Origin of the sequence: Herbiconiux sp., from assembly GCF_023264855.1 — a bacterium.
Taxonomy (GTDB): Bacteria; Actinomycetota; Actinomycetes; order Actinomycetales; family Microbacteriaceae; genus Herbiconiux.
On the sequence record NZ_JAHFUW010000001.1, the window covers coordinates 71524 to 89732 of the forward strand.

At 70.1% G+C, this 18209-nt stretch carries 15 protein-coding genes; 8 read left to right on the top strand and 7 right to left on the bottom strand.

The annotated features are described in order from the left end of the window. Window positions 1–25 precede the first annotated feature (25 nt). Window positions 26–1039 carry a tryptophan--tRNA ligase gene (gene trpS, locus Q0D75_RS00320; RefSeq protein WP_291048010.1) on the top strand — a complete coding sequence of 338 codons (1014 nt, stop codon included), beginning with the start codon at window positions 26–28 and terminating at the stop codon, window positions 1037–1039. Between the two features lie 10 nt (window positions 1040–1049). Here trpS and Q0D75_RS00325 read toward each other — a convergent pair whose 3' ends face one another. Together Q0D75_RS00325 and Q0D75_RS00330 are read right to left on the bottom strand one after the other, a co-directional pair. Beyond that, complete coding sequence (locus Q0D75_RS00325; RefSeq protein ID WP_291048013.1) at window positions 1050–2177, bottom strand: FUSC family protein; 1128 nt, start codon at window positions 2175–2177, stop codon at window positions 1050–1052. A gap of 41 nt (window positions 2178–2218) precedes the next feature. Further along, window positions 2219–2740 (bottom strand): GtrA family protein, encoded by a 522-nt coding sequence (locus Q0D75_RS00330; RefSeq protein ID WP_291048015.1) that lies wholly within the window; start codon window positions 2738–2740, stop codon window positions 2219–2221. A gap of 173 nt (window positions 2741–2913) precedes the next feature. Here Q0D75_RS00330 and Q0D75_RS00335 point away from each other — a divergent pair, with 173 nt between their 5' ends. The 5 genes from Q0D75_RS00335 to ribH all read left to right on the top strand — a co-directional run bounded on the left by Q0D75_RS00335 (window position 2914) and on the right by ribH (window position 7624). Then, window positions 2914–3657, top strand: coding sequence for a polyprenol monophosphomannose synthase (locus Q0D75_RS00335; protein WP_291048018.1), 744 nt, complete (start codon window positions 2914–2916; stop codon window positions 3655–3657). A 428-nt stretch (window positions 3658–4085) separates the two neighbouring features. Then, window positions 4086–5111: a bifunctional diaminohydroxyphosphoribosylaminopyrimidine deaminase/5-amino-6-(5-phosphoribosylamino)uracil reductase RibD gene (ribD, locus tag Q0D75_RS00340; RefSeq protein WP_291048306.1), complete on the top strand. Its 1026-nt coding sequence runs from the start codon at window positions 4086–4088 to the stop codon at window positions 5109–5111. 4 nt (window positions 5112–5115) lie between these two features. Further along, window positions 5116–5814, top strand: a complete 699-nt coding sequence (locus tag Q0D75_RS00345) for a riboflavin synthase (protein WP_291048021.1) — start codon at window positions 5116–5118, stop codon at window positions 5812–5814. Next, window positions 5811–7136, top strand: coding sequence for a GTP cyclohydrolase II (gene ribA / locus Q0D75_RS00350; protein WP_291048023.1), 1326 nt, complete (start codon window positions 5811–5813; stop codon window positions 7134–7136). Before Q0D75_RS00345 ends, ribA begins: the two co-directional genes overlap by 4 nt. Before the next feature lie 14 nt (window positions 7137–7150). After that, the gene (gene ribH / locus Q0D75_RS00355) at window positions 7151–7624 is read left to right on the top strand and encodes a 6,7-dimethyl-8-ribityllumazine synthase (protein WP_291048026.1); all 474 of its coding nucleotides are present in this window, start codon (window positions 7151–7153) and stop codon (window positions 7622–7624) included. Window positions 7625–7734: 110 nt separating this feature from the next. Here the strand turns inward: ribH and Q0D75_RS00360 are convergent, their stop codons facing one another. Further along, complete coding sequence (locus Q0D75_RS00360) at window positions 7735–8547, bottom strand: ribokinase (protein ID WP_291048029.1); 813 nt, start codon at window positions 8545–8547, stop codon at window positions 7735–7737. 158 nt (window positions 8548–8705) lie between these two features. Between Q0D75_RS00360 and Q0D75_RS00365 the strand changes: the two genes are divergently transcribed. Next, a complete protein-coding gene (locus tag Q0D75_RS00365) occupies window positions 8706–10115 on the top strand; it encodes an MFS transporter (protein ID WP_291048031.1) in 1410 nt (469 codons plus the stop codon). Between the two features lie 111 nt (window positions 10116–10226). After that, window positions 10227–12098, top strand: a complete 1872-nt coding sequence (locus Q0D75_RS00370; protein WP_291048035.1) for an ABC transporter ATP-binding protein — start codon at window positions 10227–10229, stop codon at window positions 12096–12098. An 89-nt stretch (window positions 12099–12187) separates the two neighbouring features. On the opposite strand, the gene Q0D75_RS00375 is transcribed toward Q0D75_RS00370, so the two are convergent. The 4 genes from Q0D75_RS00375 to dacB form a co-directional block, all read right to left on the bottom strand. Continuing rightward, a complete protein-coding gene (locus tag Q0D75_RS00375) occupies window positions 12188–14170 on the bottom strand; it encodes a glycosyltransferase family 39 protein (RefSeq protein ID WP_291048037.1) in 1983 nt (660 codons plus the stop codon). A gap of 146 nt (window positions 14171–14316) precedes the next feature. Then, the gene (locus Q0D75_RS00380) at window positions 14317–15783 is read right to left on the bottom strand and encodes an NAD-dependent succinate-semialdehyde dehydrogenase (RefSeq protein ID WP_291048039.1); all 1467 of its coding nucleotides are present in this window, start codon (window positions 15781–15783) and stop codon (window positions 14317–14319) included. Window positions 15784–15908: 125 nt separating this feature from the next. Next, the gene (locus Q0D75_RS00385) at window positions 15909–16502 is read right to left on the bottom strand and encodes an isochorismatase family protein (protein WP_291048041.1); all 594 of its coding nucleotides are present in this window, start codon (window positions 16500–16502) and stop codon (window positions 15909–15911) included. A 65-nt stretch (window positions 16503–16567) separates the two neighbouring features. Next, window positions 16568–18088, bottom strand: a complete 1521-nt coding sequence (dacB, locus tag Q0D75_RS00390; protein WP_291048042.1) for a D-alanyl-D-alanine carboxypeptidase/D-alanyl-D-alanine-endopeptidase — start codon at window positions 18086–18088, stop codon at window positions 16568–16570. Window positions 18089–18209 lie beyond the last annotated feature (121 nt).

Sequence of the window (18209 nt, forward strand, 5' to 3'; positions counted from 1 at the left end):
TCCACCGAAACAGGACATCCTCCCCATGAACTCCCCCAAGCCCCGCCTGCTCTCGGGCATGCAGCCCTCCGCCGATTCCCTGCACCTCGGCAACTACATCGGTGCCCTGCTCAGCTGGAAGGCACTGCAGGAGACCCACGACGCCTTCTTCTTCCTGGCCGACCTGCACGCCATCACCGTGCCGCAAGACCCGGCGCAGCTGCGCGCCAACACGCGCCGCACCACGGCGCAGTACATCGCGGCCGGCATCGACCCCTCCCGCTCCACCCTGTTCGTACAGTCGCACGTACCGGCCCACGCCGAGCTCGCCTGGGTGCTCAACACCCTCACCGGCTTCGGCGAGGCGGCGCGGATGACCCAGTTCAAAGACAAGGCGGCCAAGCAGGGCCAGGATGCCGCATCCGTGGGTCTGTTCACCTACCCGATCCTGCAGGCCGGCGACATCCTGCTCTACCAGGCCGTCTACGTACCCGTGGGCGAAGACCAGCGGCAGCACATCGAGCTGACCCGCGACCTGGCCACCCGCTTCAACTCGCGTTTCGGCGAGACTTTCACGGTGCCGAAGCCGTACATCCTGAAGGACACGGCCAAGATCTACGACCTTCAGAACCCGTCGTCGAAGATGTCGAAGTCGGCCGAGTCGCAGGCCGGCCTGATCTGGTTGCTGGACGAGCCCAAGGTCACCGAGAAGAAGATCATGCGGGCGGTCACCGACACCGACGGCGAGATCCGCTTCGATCGCGAGACGAAGCCGGGCCTGGCCAACCTGCTCACCCTGTTCTCCATCCTCGACGGCCGCACGGTCGACGCCGTGGTGGAGGAGTTCGCCGGCGGCGGCTACGGCACGCTCAAGAAGGCGCTGGCGGCGCTGGTCGTCGAGACGATCGACCCGATCCGCACGCGCACCCTCGAGCTGCTCGAAGACCCGGCCGAGCTCGACCGCATCCTCGCGGTCAACGCCGACCGGGCCGAGGAGGTCGCCCAGGCGACGCTCGCCACCGTGTACGACCGCGTCGGCTTCCTCCCCCGCCGGGGCTGAGGCAGGAAGCTCAGGCGTCCGGCGTCGCTCCCACGATCTCCTCGCGCACCCGCCGCAGGTCTTCCAGCAGCGACCCGATCAGGATCCAGTGCGCCGGATCGGGCACGATCGTCTGAAGCGGCGCCGTGAGGGCCGGCTCCTCCACCGGCGCCCGCTCCGACTCTCCCGCCGGCAGCTCCTGATGCTCCATCACGAGCCGCAGGTCGTGGGCGGCCCGCCGCAGCTCTTCGCCGATGGCGGTCGCCGACATCTCCTGGTGCAGTGTGTCGTCGAAGTGGTCGTTCAGCGCACGGGCCATGCCCAGGATGCGGGTCAGCACGATCCCGAGCATCGCCTGCAGCTCGAGATCGGCCGCCAGCTGGTCGCGCAGGTTAGAGCGGCGGGGGTTGAAGCGCAGACTCTCGGTCGCCGCATCCAGAGCCTTCTGCGCTTTGGCCTGCATCGGCCGCAGCAGCCGCGCCTCCACGAGCAGCTTCAGGCGGTACGGTTCGTCGGTCTGCTCGCTCAGGACCACCGCGAGGCCGTCCATCGTCGACGCGATCTCCCGCCCGAGGGCGGCCACGGCCTCGTGCGCCGGCTGCACGGCGAGCGGCGGCACGATCAGCCAGTTGATCGCCACACCGATGACGGCTCCGATGATCGTCTCGATGATGCGCTCCACGGCGTAGCCGGGCGTCTGCGCGCCGATCGAGAGCACCAGCATCGCGCTGATCGGCACCTGCACGGTCGAGGACTGCGGCAGCCGCAGTACCCACCCGATCAGCAGGGACAGCACGATCGCGGCGAGGATCAGCCAGCTCGGCGCCCCGAACACCAGCGACACCAGGTACGCCACGACGACGCCGACGATCACGCCGATCGACCGTTCGATCCCCCGGCTGAGCGACTGGTTGACGCTCGGCTGCACCACGATGATCGCCGCGATCGCACCGAAGACGGGGATCTGGTTCGGGGCGATCAGCGAGCACAGCACCCAGGCGATCACGGCGGCCGCGGCCGTCTTCAGCACCTGCAGCAGCGGTGTGCGTGCCGAGGTCTGGAAGGCGCGGGCGGGGGCCAGCGTCGCGCGGGCCGCCGAGCGCCAGCGCGAAGGCCGACTGTCCTCGCGGCCGGCGTCCGCCGTCTGGTCTGCGCTCACCTCACCACAGTATCCGCACGCCGCCCGGGCGCACCGGAGGCTCAGGACAGCGAGCTGGTCTTGCCCATCGTCTCGACCGAGGCGGCGGATGCGGCGGCCGGCGCCTGTACGCGGTGCTCCCCGAACACCCACACCCGGTACAGCACGAACCGGAACACGGCCCCGAGGACCAGCCCGATCACGTTGCCGGAGATGTTGTCGGCCAGCAGCGAGGTGAAGTGCAGCACGTAGTGCGAGAACCACAGGCAGGCCAGACCGATGCCCATGCCGGCGATGCTGACGGCGAAGAACTCCACGCTCTCGCGGAACACGTCGGTACGGCGGCGCTCCTTGAAGGTCCAGTACCGGTTGCCCAGCCAGTTCACCAGGATGGCGAGCGTGGTGGAGATGAGCTTCGCGATCACGGGCCCGCCGTGCATGTGCCCGGGATCCATGATCGTGGTGCGCAGCAGGTTGAACACGCCGACATCGACGATGAATCCCACTCCGCCGACCAGGCCGAACCGGATGAACTCCGTCGCGAGAATGTGAAGGCGCGACCTCGTGACGGGGGCACTGCTCATGAATGGACTACCGTTTCTGACGTACGAAACTCGTGAAGAGAACTGTTCGTATCTTCCAGGGGAATGCTGAGCGTAACTGGGGAGAATGAACAGAAAGCATCGATACGATTTCCAGCGCTGCCGAACGTGGCTGCGCATGATCGATTGAGGGAACTGTGGCGAACACTGTCGTGGTGATTCCGACTTACAACGAGATCGCATCGATCTCCGGCATCGTCGAGCGGATCTTCGCCGCCGTACCGGAGGCGAATGTCCTGATCGTCGACGACAACTCGCCCGACGGCACCGGAGAACTGGCCGATCAGCTGTCGTCCGACGATTCCCGCGTGCACGTTCTCCACCGTACCGAGAAGAACGGTCTGGGCGCCGCGTACGGTGCGGGATTCCGCTGGGCCCTTGACAAGCCCTACGACTTCATAGTCGAGATGGACGCCGACGGATCGCACCAGCCCGAGGAGCTGCCGCTGTTGATCGCCCTGCTCGAGAGCGGGTCGGACATGGCGATCGGAACCCGATGGATTCCGGGCGGCGTGATCGTGAACTGGCCGGCCTACCGCAAGTTCATCTCCCGGTCGGGAACGGCGTACGCCCGCATCCTGCTGCAGTCGAAGCTGCACGACCTCACCAGCGGATACCGCGGCTTCCGGGCCGATTCCCTCCGCGCGATCGATCTGCAGACCGTCAACTCGCAGGGCTACTGCTTCCAGATCGAGATGGCCTGGCTGTTCGAACGCAGCGGCGCCCGGATCGGCGAGTTCCCCATCACCTTCGTCGAGCGTTCCGAGGGCGTCTCGAAGATGTCGACCGGCATCGTGGTCGAAGCCCTCGCCAAGGTCACCGGCTGGGGGCTGTCGAGCCTGGTGGGCCGCGCGCCCGAGCGTCTCGCCCTTCCTGCTGCAGGCTCCGCCGCCCGCTGACCCGGCTCCCCGCGCGTGACGCGATACGTCGGGAATTCTTCGGCGCTTGCCGCGTTGAGGTATAACTAGATGTAAGCAACGTGCTCCGGGGTCAGTGAGATTCTGAACCGGCGGTTATAGTCCGCGAGCCTCCGATCGATTGTCCGCAATCACCCGGAGGTTGACCTGGTGGAATTCCAGGACCGACGGTTATGGCGACGTCGAAAGACGTCACCTCAGTCCGGATGAGAGGTAGCACGGGCAGGATTCTCGACCTCGAGACCCCGCCGGCGCTTTTCGAGCGCATCCCCGGAGCCACGTCGGAAGACGAGGACGGGATGAGCACAGCCGGAGTCAGCACGACCGGTGAGGTCGGCGCGTCCGACGCCGCCGTCGCGCCGGTGAGCGCCCCCGTCGATTCCGCGACCGCCCCAGCCGAGCAGGCCGCCATGATCCGCGCCCTCGAGCTCGCGCTGCGTGGCCCTCGCCCGGGTGTGAATCCGCAGGTCGGCTGCGTGCTGCTCTCCCCCACCGGCGAGCGCCTGGCCGAAGGCTGGCACCGGGGAGCCGGCACGCGGCACGCCGAGACCGCGGCCCTCGCGGCTCTGGCCGATCCGTCGCTCGCCCGGGGCGCGACCGCCGTGGTGACGCTCGAACCCTGCAACCACCACGGCCGTACCGGCCCGTGCAGCGTCGCGCTGATCGAGGCGGGCGTGGCCCGCGTGGTCTACGCCGTCGCCGATCCGGGCGAGGAATCCCACGGCGGCGGGGAACGGATGCGCGACGCCGGTCTCGAGGTCGAGCAGGGTCTGCTGGCCGGCCAGGTCGAAGACGCCATCCGTCCGTGGCTCACCGCCGTGCGGCTGAAGCGCCCCTTCGTCACGGTGAAGTGGGCCTCGAGCCTGGACGGCCGAGCGGCCGCCGCCGACGGAACCAGCCAGTGGATCACCGGGGCTGCGGCGCGCGCCGATGTGCACCGCCGCCGCGCCGACGCCGACGCGATCGTGGTGGGTACCGGCACCGTGCTCGCCGACGACCCTGCACTCTCCGCTCGGGTGGACGGGGCCGCGCTGTTCGAGCACCAGCCCGCGCCGGTCGTGATCGGCCGGCGCCCGATTCCCGAGGGTGCCCTCGTTCACCGGCACCCGCATCCGGATGCCGTGCGCCGGTTCGAGTCGCACGACCTGGGCGCCGTGCTGCACGAGCTCTACCAGGACGAGATCCGCACCGTGTTCGTCGAGGGCGGCCCGACACTGGCCAGTGCGTTCCTCGCTGCGGGCCTGGCCGACGAGATCGTGGTCTACCTCGCCCCCACCCTGCTCGGCGGCCCCCGCGCCGTCCTCACCGACCTCGGCGTCGCCACCATCGACGATCAGCGCCGTCTCACCGTGACCGAGGTCACACGACTGGGCGACGATCTCGTGATCGTCGCACGACCGGACGCCGCGGCGCCCACGAAGCCCCTGGAGGATTAGCCCGATGTTCACCGGAATCATCGAAGAGCTCGGCGAGGTGCTCGCCCTCGAGCAGACCGCGGATGCGGCCGTCATCACCGTGCGCGCCCCGCTCGCGGTGAGCGACGCCAAGCACGGCGACTCCATCTCGGTCTCGGGCGTGTGCCTCACCGTGATCGCGCAGACCGACGACAGCTTCACCGCCGACGTGATGGCGCAGACCCTGTCGATGTCCACCATCGGCGGCCTCACCGCGGGCAGCCGCGTCAACCTCGAACGCGCCGCGCAGGTGGGCGACCGCCTCGGCGGCCACATCGTGCAGGGGCACATCGACGGCACCTCGACCGTGCTCTCGGTCACCCCCGGCGAAGCCTGGAGCGTACTGCGCTTCACCCTCGGCGACGACCTGGCGCCGCTCGTGGTGGACAAGGGTTCGATCGCCGTCTCCGGCGTCTCGCTGACGGTCTCGAACGTGGGCCGCGACGAAGCCGGCCAGGCCGGCGGCGGTCAGCTCGGTGGCGGCCAGCTCGGTGGCGGTCACTGGTTCGAGGTCTCGCTCATTCCCGAGACGCTCGCCGCCACCACTCTCGGCACCCTCGCCGCCGGCGACCGGGTGAACATCGAGACCGACATCCTGGCCCGGCACGTGGAGCGCCTCGTGACACTCGGTCTCACCTCCCCGCGCTCACCCCAGCAGACCCCTACCCCGAGGAGCGGATCATGACATTCGCCACCATGCCCGAGATCGTCGAAGCGCTGCGGGCCGGTCGTCCCGTGCTCGTCTCCGATGCCGCGGACCGCGAGAACGAGGGCGACGCCATCATGGCGGCCTCGCTCGCCAGCACCGAGTGGATCGCCTGGATGGTGCGCAACACCTCCGGCTACCTCTGCGCTCCCATGCCGGCCGAGCTGGCCGACAAGCTGGCGCTGCCGCCGATGGTCGTGAACAGCGAAGACACCCGGCGCACTGCCTACACGATCACGGTGGATGCCGCATCCGGAGTCACCACCGGCATCAACGCGCACGACCGCGCGCTCACCCTGAACCGCCTGGCCGACCCCGAGTCGACCGCGGCCTCGTTCATCCGCCCCGGCCACGTCGTGCCGCTGCGCGCGGTCGACGGCGGCGTGCGCGAGCGCGCCGGCCACACCGAGGCGGCCGTCGATCTGATGCGCGCCGCGGGCCTGCCCCCGGTGGGCGTGATCGGCGAGATGATCGCCGACGACGGTTCGGCGATGCGGATGGACGAGCTCGACGCCATCGCGGAGCGCGACGGCCTGCTCATCATCACGATCGAGCAGATGATCGACTGGCTCAACGAGCAAGACGGGGGCGTGAACGAGGAGTCGGGGGCCGCCGTGCTGGCCGCCGCGGCTCCGGATGCCGCCACCGCGGCCGCCGAGGCCGACGCCCTGGCAACGGCCGCAGCCCGCCGCCCGTCCGGCACCCCGCGCGTGCACTTCGAGGTGGAGACCTCGGTGCCCACCACGCACGGCACCCTGCGGATGCGCGCCTACCGCGACCTGGAGACCGGCGCCGACCACGTGGCGATCCTCTCCGGCGACCTCGCGGGGGCCACGCCGCTCGTGCGCGTGCACTCGGAGTGCCTCACCGGAGAGGCCTTCGGCTCGCTCAAGTGCGAGTGCGGACCGCAGCTGGACACCGCGCTCGACCTGATCGCCGCAGAGGGCGGCGCCGTGATCTACCTGCGTGGCCACGAGGGCCGCGGCATCGGCCTGATCAACAAGCTGCGCGCCTATCGGCTGCAGGAGGACGGCCTCGACACGCTCGACGCGAACGTGGCCCTCGGCCTGCCCGCCGACGCCCGCGACTACGGCGCGGCCTCGGCCATCCTGCAAGATCTGGGCGCCACCCGTGTTCGCCTGCTCACCAACAATCCCGAGAAGGTGCGCCAGCTCGAAGAGCAGCACATCGCCGTCGCCGAGCAGGTTCCCCTGGTCGTCGGCGCCGGCGAGTTCAACCAGCAGTACCTCGACACCAAACGCGACCGGATGGGGCACCTGCTGCCCTCCGCCGCCCACTGAAAGGACACTCGCCCATGAGCGGTGCAGGAGCCCCCGGCCTCGATCTCGACCTCGACGGAACCGGCCTCAACATCACCATCGTCGCCGGAACCTGGCACACCGAGATCACCGACGGTCTGCTGGAGGGCGCCCGCCGCACCCTCGCGGCCGCGAACGTCACGGTCTCCGAGGTGCGCGTCGCCGGCAGCTTCGAGCTGCCCGTCGTCTCCAAGGCCGCCCTGGAGGCGGGTGCGGATGCCGTGGTCGCCCTCGGCGTGATCATCCGTGGCGGGACGCCCCACTTCGAATACGTCTCGGATGCCGCCACCAGCGGTCTCACCCAGGTCAGCATCCTCACCGGCAAGCCCGTCGGCTTCGGTGTACTCACCCTCGACACCGAGCAGCAGGGCCTGGACCGAGCCGGCCTCCCCGGCTCCAAAGAAGACAAGGGTGCCGAGGCCGCCGAGGCGGCCATAGCCACCGCCCTCACCCTGAAGAAGCTGCGTTAGCTGCCGGGGGCGCCGGGCTTCGCTCGTCGCTCCCGTCGAGTACGGCCTGAGACTCTCAGTGCTCAGCTCGGGTTTCGGGTCGAATACTGGCGCTATGGGAGTTGCGAGCCCTAGGGCTGCGCGCCCACCCACCCCACGCTCGCGGCAGCGGCCGTGGAGGCCGCCTCCATCGCGTCATGGTCTGAGAGGCCGGCCGCGAGGCCTGCCGCCAGGGTGCCGCAGTAGCAGTCACCCGCGCCCGTGGTGTCGACCACATGGGTGACCGTCGCGGCGGGCACCGTGTGCGCCCCCCAGCGGGAGCCGGCCGATCCGAGGGTCACCAGCACCGAACTCGGCGCGAAGCCGTCGGCGGTCAGCTGCGCGTTCTCGTGCTCGTTCACGACCACCGGATCGGCGAGTTCGAGCACGTCGCCGGGCAGGGCCGCATACGGAGCCAGGTTCAGCACCGCGCGGGCGCCCTGCGCCGCTGCGATGCGGGCCGCCTCGGCCATCACGTCGAGGTCGACCTCGAGCGAGCCGAGCAGCACGTCGCCCGGCTGCAGCGAGCGCAGCGGTGCGAGATCGCCCACCGTGAGCCGCCCGTTGGCGCCCGGCGACACGATGATCGTGTTCTCACCGTGCGCATCGACCGCGATGGCCGCATGACCGGTGGCGACACCCGTGGTGCGCGCGATCCGCCCTGTGTCGATGCCGTACGAGGCCAGGCGGTGCAGGTACGCGTCGCCGTCGGCGTCGTCGCCCACCCGGCCGATCATCGAGACCCGCGCGCCGGCCCGGGCCGCCGCGATGGCCTGGTTCGCGCCCTTGCCGCCGAAGTGCTTGACGAGGTCACCGCCCAGCAGCGTCTCGCCGGGCTGGGGATGCCGGGCCACCTCGACCGTCGAATCGATGTTCAGCGAACCCACCACGACCACGATGCCCATGCACAACTCCTTGTTCGAACGTCCCCCAGCATCCTAGAGGGGCGTAAACTGGGCGATTGCGAGCGATCCTCGCCCCCGCCAGCGTCGGTGCCCCGTGGAGCCCGATCGGCGCCGCTCATCGTGGGGCACCTCCTCTCCGCCCATCCGAAAGCCCCCGCATGTCCTCCTCCGTTCTCGACGCGCCCTCCTCCGGGCCCGCTACCGCCCCCGTCAACTCGCGCGGTCGCGTCATCCTCGCCAGCCTCATCGGCACGTCGATCGAGTTCTACGACTTCTACGTCTACGCCACCGCCGCCGTGCTGGTGTTCCCGACGCTGTTCTTCGCGAACTCCGACCCCACCATCTCGCTGCTGGCCTCCTTCGCCGTGTTCGGGGTGGCCTTCGTCGCCCGCCCGGTCGGCTCGATCGTGTTCGGTCACTTCGGCGACCGCATCGGGCGCAAGCGCACCCTCGTCGCGTCGCTGTTGACGATGGGCGTGGCGACCGTGCTGATCGGCGCCCTGCCCACGGGCCAGACGCCCGGCTGGGAGATCCTCGCGCCGGCGCTGCTGGTGCTCTTCCGCTTCTGCCAGGGCCTCGGCCTCGGCGGCGAGTGGTCGGGTGCGGCCCTGCTGGCCACCGAGAACGCCCCGAAGGGCAAGCGCGCCATCTACGGCACCTTCCCGCAGCTGGGTGCTCCGATCGGCTTCATCATCGCCAACGTGGTGTTCCTCATCCTCAGCACCACGCTCGACCCCGAGGCATTCCTGGCCTGGGGCTGGCGCGTGCCGTTCCTGGCCTCCGCCGTGCTCGTCATCATCGGCCTGTACGTGCGGTTCAAGCTGGTCGAGACGCCCGCCTTCACCAAGGTGGTCGACGCCGGCGAGGTGGCAAAGCTCCCTCTGGCCCGCGTGTTCAAGACCAGCTGGCGCCCGCTCATCCTCGGCACGTTCATCATGCTGGCCACCTACGTGCTGTTCTACCTGATGACCACGTTCACGCTCACCTTCGGCACCACGGCCTCCTCGGCCGCCAACGCGCAGGCCGCCGCCGAGGCCGCGGGCAAGCCGTTCAACGCCGCGGCCTTCGTGCCCGGGCTCGGCTACAGCCGCAACGACTTCTTGATCATGCTCGTGATCGGCTGCGTGTTCTTCGGCATCTTCACGCTCGTCTCCGGCCCGCTGGCCGACCGCTTCGGCCGCCGCAACACCCTGTTCTGGACGACGGTCGGCATCGCCGGCTTCGGCCTGCTGTTCGTGCCGCTGTTCGCGGGCGGTTTCGTGGGCGTGATGTCGCTGCTGATCATCGGCTTCACCCTGATGGGCCTCACCTTCGGCCCGATGGGATCGACGCTGCCCGAGCTGTTCCCGGCGAACGTGCGCTACACCGGATCGGCCATCAGCTACAACGTCGCCTCCATCCTCGGCGCCGCCGTGGCTCCGTTCATCGCGGTCGCGCTGTGGCAGGCGGCCGGCGGATCCCCCGCGCTGGTCGGCAATTACCTCTCGCTGATGGCGCTGATCACCCTCGGCGCGCTGTACCTCAGCAAGGAGACGAAAGACGTCGACTTCGACAACACCCTGAGCTGAGCGAGCCGGTCGCTCCCCCGCTTGCCCGGTGTCCGGATGCCGCCCTCGAGCGCGCATCCGGACACCGATGCCCTCGGCGAACACGAAGCGGGGCCCTGAGAGAATGAGACCATGAGCACCTCCCCGGCCGGCGCCGATCGACCTCCCCGTTCGCGCAGTCCGTTCGCCCGGGGCCGCAAGCCCGACGACGGGCCGCGCGCCTCGTTCAAACAGCTGATGCCCTTCCTGCTCGAGCACAAGAAGGTGCTCGCCGTCGTCATCGCGCTGAGCATCGTGGGCGCCGCGGCGAGCCTGGCCCAGCCTCTGCTGGTCAGCCAGGTCATCACGGTCGTGCAGAACGGCCAGCCGCTGGACATGCTGGTGTGGGCTCTGGTCATCCTCGTCGTCGTCTCGGGCATCATCAGCGGCTTCCAGCACTACCTGCTGCAGCGCACCGGAACCAGCGTGGTGCTCTCGGCCCGCCGTCGCCTCGTGCAGCGGATGCTCCGCCTGCCGATCAGCCAGTTCGACACCCGGCGCACCGGCGACCTGGTGTCGCGGGTCGGCTCCGACACCACCCTGCTCTACGCCGTCATCACGCAGGGCCTCGTGGATGCGATCGGCGGCTCCCTGGTGTTCATCGGCGCTCTGATCGCGATGCTCATCATCGACCCCGTGCTGCTCGGCCTCACCGTGCTCGTGATCGGCGTCTCGGTGGTCACCGTCGTGCTCATCTCCAGCCGGGTGCGCACGGCCAGCCGCAAACAGCAGGAGAAGGTCGGCGACCTCGCCGCCGCCGTGGAGCGATCGATCAGCGCCATCCGCACCGTGCGCGCCTCCAACGCCACCGAGCGCGAGATCGCGGGCGTCGAGAAGGATGCCCAGGGCGCCTGGGAGATGGGTGTCAAGGTCGCGAAGATCTCGGCCCTGGTCGTTCCGATCGCCGGCATCGCCCTGCAGGTGTCGCTCTTGGTCGTGCTCGGTGTGGGCGGCTTCCGCGTGGCATCCGGAGCCATCACGATCGCCAGCCTGGTGTCGTTCATCCTGTTCCTGTTCATGATGATCATGCCGCTGGGCCAGGCCTTCGGCGCGCTCAACTCCGTGAATCAGGCGCTCGGCGCGCTCGGGCGCATCCAGGAGATCATCGACCTGCCCATCGAGGGGCAGGACGACCGCAAGCTCGCCGCCCTCGCCGCGGCGGGCTCGGGCTCGGCGTCGGCCGACGCCCCCGCGATCGAGTTCGACGGCGTGCACTTCGCCTACGACGAGGTGCGCAAGACGGGCGACTCCGACGACCAGGATGCCGCCGAGCTCGACGAGACCACGGGCGTGCTGCACGGGGTGAGCTTCACCGCCGCGCGCGGCAAGCGCACCGCGATCGTCGGCCCGTCCGGGGCCGGCAAGAGCACCATCCTCGCGCTGATCGAGCGCTTCTACGACCCGACCGCGGGTGTCGTGCGCTTCGGTGGCGTCGATGTGCGTCAGCTGGATCGCGTCGAGCTGCGCTCGCAGATCGGCTACGTCGAGCAAGACGCCCCGGTGCTGGCCGGCAGCATCCGCCAGAACCTGCTGCTGGCGGCTCCGGGTGCCACCGACGAAGCCTGCGTGCGGGTGCTCGAGGCCGTGAACCTCGGTGAGGTGCTCGATCGCTCGGAGGAAGGGCTGGATGCGGCCGTCGGCGAAGACGGCGTGATGCTCTCCGGCGGCGAGCGCCAGCGTCTCGCGATCGCCCGTGCCCTGCTCGCGGCTCCCCCGGTGCTTCTGCTGGACGAGTCGACCTCGTCGCTCGACGGCCTGAACGAGCAGATGCTGCGCGGCGCGATCGACGCGGTGGCCGAGAACCGCTCGCTGATCGTGATCGCGCACCGGCTGTCGACCGTGGTCGACTCCGACCAGATCGTGGTTGTCGACCACGGCCGCGTCGTGGGCGTCGGCACGCACTCCGAACTGGTGGTCTCGACGCCCCTCTACCGGGAGCTCGCGAAGCACCAGTTGCTCGTCTGAGAGCCGCCTGCGGTTCAGACATGCAGAAATAACGGGGAGCGGGGTCGTATACGGCGTCGCTCCCCGTTATTTCTGCAAGTCTGAACCGATCAGGGCGCGCAGTCGTAGAGGTCGGTCGTCGTCAGGTCGGGCGAGGTCACGCTGCTGCAGTTCTGCGACACCCAGGTGCGGATGTCGGCGACCGCGGTGCTGTCGTCGGTGGCGGTGGCGCCGCCGGAGGTCTGCGCGGGCGTTCCGGCACCGCCGCCGGGGGCGGCCGTGAAGCCACCCTGGCTCGCCATCAGCACGAAGCGGAGCTCGCCCGAGGCGACGAGTTCCGTGAACCGGCCGAACGTGGGAGCCGGGTCCTCCCCGCTGAAGCCTCCGATCGGCATCACGGATTCGCCGTTCGTCGCCGTGATGTAGGTCGCGGCCTCCGAGGCGCCGAACGTGGCGAAGAGGTAGTTCGCCGAGCCGCGGTTCGCCTCCAGGTACGCGATCAGGCTCTGGTCGACCGCGCTGCCGCCACGCCCCCCGGGTGCCCCTCCCTGCCCGCCGTCCGCGCCATCCGGAGTCGTCGGCCCCGAACCTCGCCCTCCGCCACCGAAGCCGCCCGCCCCGAAGCCGCCGCCGATGCCCGACGACTCCCCCGCGATCGGGTTGATCGAGCTCGGGTGGTTCATCGCATCCACGGCCCAGGCCGCGGGCGTCAGCATCAGGGCCACGGCGGCGAGCGCCGACACCCACGGGCTTCCCGCCCGCAGAACCCCGTTCGTGCGCCGGCGGCCGAGCACCAGAAGCAGCGCGAACACGACGGTCGAGACCGCCTGCACCACCGCCACGCCGTAGAGGTAGCCGGGGTTGTACAGTGCGATCCCGAGAGCGGTCACGGCCGTGACACCCACGAGCGCCAGCTGCGCCCACAGCACCCCGCCGGCCCGCGCCTTCGCGAACGCGAGCCCCACCAGCAGCCCGAGCGGCAACGCGAGCGCGGCGGTATAGAACTGATGCATCCCGGCCACCACCGAGAACATCGCCAGGAACGTCACCAGCCACCCGCCGAGGAACACCACGAGCGGCCTCGGCACGCGCAGCACCCACAGCACCGCGATCGCGAGCAGCCCCGCCGGAATCAGCCAGGCGACCTGGCCTGCCACCTCCGCGTTGAACAGCCGCAGCACCCCGGGGTCGCCCGAGAACGGCGGGGTGAACGAGCGGTACGCCGACGACTCCGTGGTGGCCCCGAACCGCCCCAGACCGTTGTACCCGAACACCATCTCGAACGGGTTGTTCGAGTACGTGCCGCCGACGTACGGGCGAGCGGATGCCGGCACCAGCCACACCACGAAGATCCAGACCAGCGAGAGGGCGAGGCTGAGCATCCCGGCCAGCACGACGTCGCGGATCTTCTGCAGCCACGGCTTCTTCACGCACAGGTAGGCCACGGCGAGCGCCGGCCACACCGCCCAGGCCTCGAGCATGTACATCTGGAAGGCGAGGGCGACGAAGGCAGCCGCGACCAGCAGCCACCTCAGCGACCGGCCCTGCAGGGCCTTCGTGGCCGCCCAGGCCACCAGCGCCAGCGCCAGCACGAAGAACGACTCGGGCTGGTTCGAGCGAGCGACGGCCGCGACGATCGGCGTGGTCGCCACCACCGCTCCGGCGATGAGCCCCGCGGTGGGGTTGAGCAGTCGTTTCGCGGTGACGGCGACGAGCACGACGGCCATCACCGTCGCGATCGCGTTCGGTGCGTTCACAGACCAGGTCGAGAAGCCGAAGAGCCGCACGAAGACGGCCGGCACCCAGTACGAGCCGGGGATCTTGTCGAGCGTCACCGTGCCCGCCGGGTCGACGGCGCCGAAGAAGAGGTTCGAGAGGTTCTGGCTCATCGACAGGGCGATCGAGGCGTAGTACTCCGAACGCTCGCCCAGCTGCAGACCCCAGAGCGTGATGAATGCCGAGACGGCGGCCAGCACTGCGAGCCCGCTGTGCCATCGGCTCCACGCAGGACGACGGCTCCGCCACCGCGCGGGAGTGCGGGTGGCGGAGCCGCCGGGGAGGGCTGCGGAGGGATCTCCGGTCACGATGCTCACGGGAGAAGCCTAGGGACGCATTCTGAGCCCCGCCCCCACCGCACCTCTGCGTCGGCGATGAGCATCCGATGCCCGGCATCTTGTTGGGGATTAAGCGACGGATCCGCCACGGTGAGGTGGCGGATCCGGTGATGCGAGGCGAGGCGCTACGAGTTCGGGATGAGCGTGTATTTGGTCGAGAGGTACTCGTGGATGCCCTCGGCGCCGCCCTCGCGGCCGATGCCGGACTGCTTGACGCCGCCGAAGGGGGCGGCGGCGTTGGAGAGCACGCCGACGTTCAGGCCCATCATGCCGGTGTCGAGCGCGTCGATCATCCGGTTGCCGCGGCTGAGCGACTCGGTGAAGACGTAGGAGACCAGCCCGTACTCGGTGTCGTTGGCCAGGCGCACGGCCTCGGCCTCGTCGGTGAACTCGATGATCGACACGACCGGACCGAAGATCTCCTCGCGCAGGATCTCGGCCTCGGCCGGCACGTTCGTCACGACGGTCGGCTGGTAGAAGCTGCCGGGGCCCTCGACGCGCTGCCCGCCGGCCACCAGGGTCGCGCCGCGGCTGAGGGCATCCTGCACCAGCTCGTCGGCCTTGTCGACGGCCTTGTCGTTGATCAGCGGGCCGATGGTGACGCCGTCCTCGGTGCCACGGCCGATGCGCATCTCGGCCACTCGGGTGGCCAGGCGCTCGGCGAACTCGGCGGCGACGGCCGAGTGCACGATGAAGCGGTTCGCCGCGGTGCAGGCCTGCCCGATGTTGCGGAACTTCGCCAGCAGCGCCCCTTCCACGGCCTTGTCGAGGTCGGCGTCGTCGAACACCACGAACGGGGCGTTGCCGCCGAGCTCCATCGAGGTGCGCAGCACGTTCTCGGAGGCTTGCTTGATGAGCGTGCGACCCACCGGCGTCGACCCCGTGAACGACAGCTTGCGCAGCCGCGGGTCGGCGATGATCGGGTCGGAGACGGCGCTCGTGGTGGAGGTGGTGATCACGTTCAGCACACCCTTGGGCAGGCCGGCCTCTTCGAGCAGCCCGGCGATGAACAGCGTGGTGAGCGGCGTGAGGGCGGCGGGCTTCACGACCGCGGTGCAGCCGGCGGCGAGGGCGGGCGCGATCTTTCGGGTGGCCATCGCCAGCGGGAAGTTCCACGGCGTGATGAGGTAGCTCGGTCCGACCGGGCGCTGCGATACGACCATACGGCCGGTGCCCTCGGGGTTGTCGCCGAAGCGGCCGGAGATGCGCACGGCCTCTTCGCTGAACCAGCGCAGGAATTCGCCGCCGTAGGCGACCTCGCCGCGCGCCTCGGCGAGCGGCTTGCCCATCTCGAGCGTCATCAGCAGCGCCGCATCCTCCTTGCGCTCCTGCAGCAGATCGAAGGCCTTGCGCAGGATCTCACCGCGCACCCGCGGTGCGGTCTTCGCCCACGACTCCTGAGCCTCGACGGCGGCGTCGAGCGCTCGCATGCCGTCGGCCGGGCTCGCGTCGGCGATCTCCACGAGCACGTCGCCGGTGGCGGGGTCGTAGACCTTGAGGGTCTTCTCGTTCTCGGCGCTCACCCAGTCTCCCCCGATGAAGAGGCGGTTCGGGATGCGGGCGAGAAGCGCGGTCTCAGCGGCAGCGTTCATGGGGATTCCTTTCGGGACGTGCTTCGACGGTAGTGGGAGCAGGCCAGGGCGATGGTGCCGATCTGGCTACCAGGGGCAGAAGGAGTGCCGCACTGGCATCCGCTCGGCCCCGAGCCGGCGAGGTCTCAGCGGTCGACGAGATCCGAGGTCACGAGGTCGGCGCCGGCCGCGGCCAGTTCGGCGATCGCTGCCCGGGAGGCCTGCGGATCGACACCCGCCACCAGGTCGGTGATGATGCGCACGTGCCGGCCGTGCTCGAGGGCGTCGAGCGCCGAGGCCCTCACGCAGTAGTCGGTGGCGAGGCCCGCCACGTCGACCTGGGTGACGCCGTTCGCGTCGAGCAGGTCGTGCACCGTGCCGCCCTCTTCGGTGACGCCCTCGTAGATGGAGTAGGCGGGCTGGCCCTGCCCCTTCCGCACGTGATGGTCGATGGCCCGGGTGGTGAGCTCGTCGTGGTACTCGGCGCCGTAGGTTCCGGCCACGCAGTGCACCGGCCAGGTCGACTCGAAGTCGGGCTCGGCGTCACCGGCGAAGTGCCCGCCGTTGTCGTTGTCGGCATCGTGCCAGTCGCGGGAGGCGATCACGAAGTCGTAGGTGTCCGGATGCTGCGAGAGCAGTTTCGAGATGCCGTTCGCAACCGCCGTCCCACCCTGCACGCCGAGGGCGCCGCCCTCGATGAAGTCGTTCTGCACGTCGATGATGAAGAGCGCTTTGGCCATGCTCCCAGTCTAGGCAGGCAGGCCCACGGGCCAGGCCGGGCCGGGCACGGCCCCGGATCGCGCGCTCAGTTGTTGGAGAGGTTCGACCCGCACTCGTAGACGGCGGTGGTGAGCGCGTCGATCGCCGTCTTGGCGCTGTCGCCCACGTCGTCGAGCGCGAAGAAGGCGAAGGTGAGCACCGATCCGTCGGCCGCGTCGATGATGCCCGAGAGGGTGTACCCGGTGTCGATCCAGCCAGTCTTCGCGATCACGCTGCCCGCGGCCGGCGAGTCGGTGAAGCGGCCGGCGAGGGTGCCGCTCTGCCCGCCCACCGGCAGCCCGTCGGCGATCACCGCGAGGTTGCCCTCCCGGTTCTGGATCTTGATGAACAGGCTCGTCAGGAAGTTGGGTGACACGCCGTTGTCGTCGCTGAGGCCCGATCCGTCGACGATCGTCAGCCCCGCCGTGTCGAGTCCGTAGGTGGCGAGGGCCTGCGGGATGGCGGTGGCCAGGGCGCCGAAGTCCCCGCCGACGCCGAGCTTCACGGCCACCAGCCGGGCCAGCATCTCGGCCTCGGTGTTGTCGGAGCGGAGCAGGGCATCCGGGATCATCGTCGACACCGGTGCCGAGAGCACCTGGCCGAGCTGAGCGGATCCGGCGGTCGCCACCCCCTCGGCCAGCCCGGCGTTCGGGGCACCCAGCGCGAGCGCGAACGCCTGGCCGGCGCGCAGCACGGCGTTCTCGCTGCGGGCGGAGACGTTCGCGCCCGGCTCGGCGCGGTCGCCGTCCACCTGCAGCGCGGTGACCTCGGAGGAGTAGCCGTCGTAGAGCTCTTTGCGGTTCCAGGAGGGCTGCCAGCGGTCGCCGGAGAAGGCGGAGGCATCCAGCACGATCGAGGTGATGGGCGTGCCCGCGGTCGACGGATCGGCCGCCCAGGCCGCGTTCACCTGCGCCGCCAGATCGAGCATGCTGGCCGAGTCGGTGTAGATGTTGGAGGCACCGCTGGCGAGCGTGATGTCGCCGCCGCCGACGAGCACCACCTGGCCGGGTTCGGCGCCCTTCACGACCGTGGTCGGCACCTGGTAGTCGGGGCCGAGCACCGCGAGGGCAGCGGCGCTCGTGAGCACCTTCATCACGCTGGCGGTGCGGGCGTAGGTGGTGGCGCCGCGGTCGAACAGCACCGAACCGGTGGAGGCGTCGCGCACGCTGCCGAGGAAGGTGCCGAGCCGGGAGTCGGTGGCGAGACCGGCGACCGAGCAGGTGCGCACGGCGGCCGGCGCCGCGGCGGCCTGCGGCTGAGCGCGCGGGTCTGGGGTGGGCGTCGGCGTGGGAGTGGCGCTCGGCTGCGGTGTCTCGGTCACGAGAGCGACGGATGCTGTGGCGGCGTCGGGTGCTCCCGCGCCCATCGCGGCACCGGCGGCGAACGCTCCGCCGCCGAGCACGACCACTGCGACAGCGGCCGCTGCAGCAGCCCAGACCCGCGGATGCTGCCGCACCCGTGCTACGAAACCGCCTGCCCCGTCACCTGCCGCCGGAACGGCCGGGGCGGCGGTGGCTTCCGCCGCGCGCGCCTCGCGGCGGGACTGGGGGTGCTGTGGCTCCGACATCCCAGCCATGGTACCCGCGGCGTCCGCGACCCGCCCAGCGCCCGCCCGCACGCCCGCCCGCCCGGCGCAGAACGCGAGAACCCCCGCCGGAGGACCGGACGGGGGTTCTGCTGCACGAAGC

What these genes read in the sequence shown, in the direction of transcription:
- trpS (WP_291048010.1), top strand. Translation starts at nt 26, where the DNA reads ATGAACTCCCCCAAGCCCCGCCTGCTCTCGGGCATGCAGCCCTCCGCC.
- Q0D75_RS00330 (WP_291048015.1), bottom strand. Translation starts at nt 2,740, where the DNA reads ATGAGCAGTGCCCCCGTCACGAGGTCGCGCCTTCACATTCTCGCGACG.
- ribD (WP_291048306.1), top strand. Translation starts at nt 4,086, where the DNA reads ATGATCCGCGCCCTCGAGCTCGCGCTGCGTGGCCCTCGCCCGGGTGTG.
- Q0D75_RS00345 (WP_291048021.1), top strand. Translation starts at nt 5,116, where the DNA reads ATGTTCACCGGAATCATCGAAGAGCTCGGCGAGGTGCTCGCCCTCGAG.
- ribA (WP_291048023.1), top strand. Translation starts at nt 5,811, where the DNA reads ATGACATTCGCCACCATGCCCGAGATCGTCGAAGCGCTGCGGGCCGGT.
- ribH (WP_291048026.1), top strand. Translation starts at nt 7,151, where the DNA reads ATGAGCGGTGCAGGAGCCCCCGGCCTCGATCTCGACCTCGACGGAACC.
- Q0D75_RS00360 (WP_291048029.1), bottom strand. Translation starts at nt 8,547, where the DNA reads ATGGGCATCGTGGTCGTGGTGGGTTCGCTGAACATCGATTCGACGGTC.
- Q0D75_RS00365 (WP_291048031.1), top strand. Translation starts at nt 8,706, where the DNA reads ATGTCCTCCTCCGTTCTCGACGCGCCCTCCTCCGGGCCCGCTACCGCC.
- Q0D75_RS00370 (WP_291048035.1), top strand. Translation starts at nt 10,227, where the DNA reads ATGAGCACCTCCCCGGCCGGCGCCGATCGACCTCCCCGTTCGCGCAGT.
- Q0D75_RS00380 (WP_291048039.1), bottom strand. Translation starts at nt 15,783, where the DNA reads ATGAACGCTGCCGCTGAGACCGCGCTTCTCGCCCGCATCCCGAACCGC.
- Q0D75_RS00385 (WP_291048041.1), bottom strand. Translation starts at nt 16,502, where the DNA reads ATGGCCAAAGCGCTCTTCATCATCGACGTGCAGAACGACTTCATCGAG.
- dacB (WP_291048042.1), bottom strand. Translation starts at nt 18,088, where the DNA reads ATGTCGGAGCCACAGCACCCCCAGTCCCGCCGCGAGGCGCGCGCGGCG.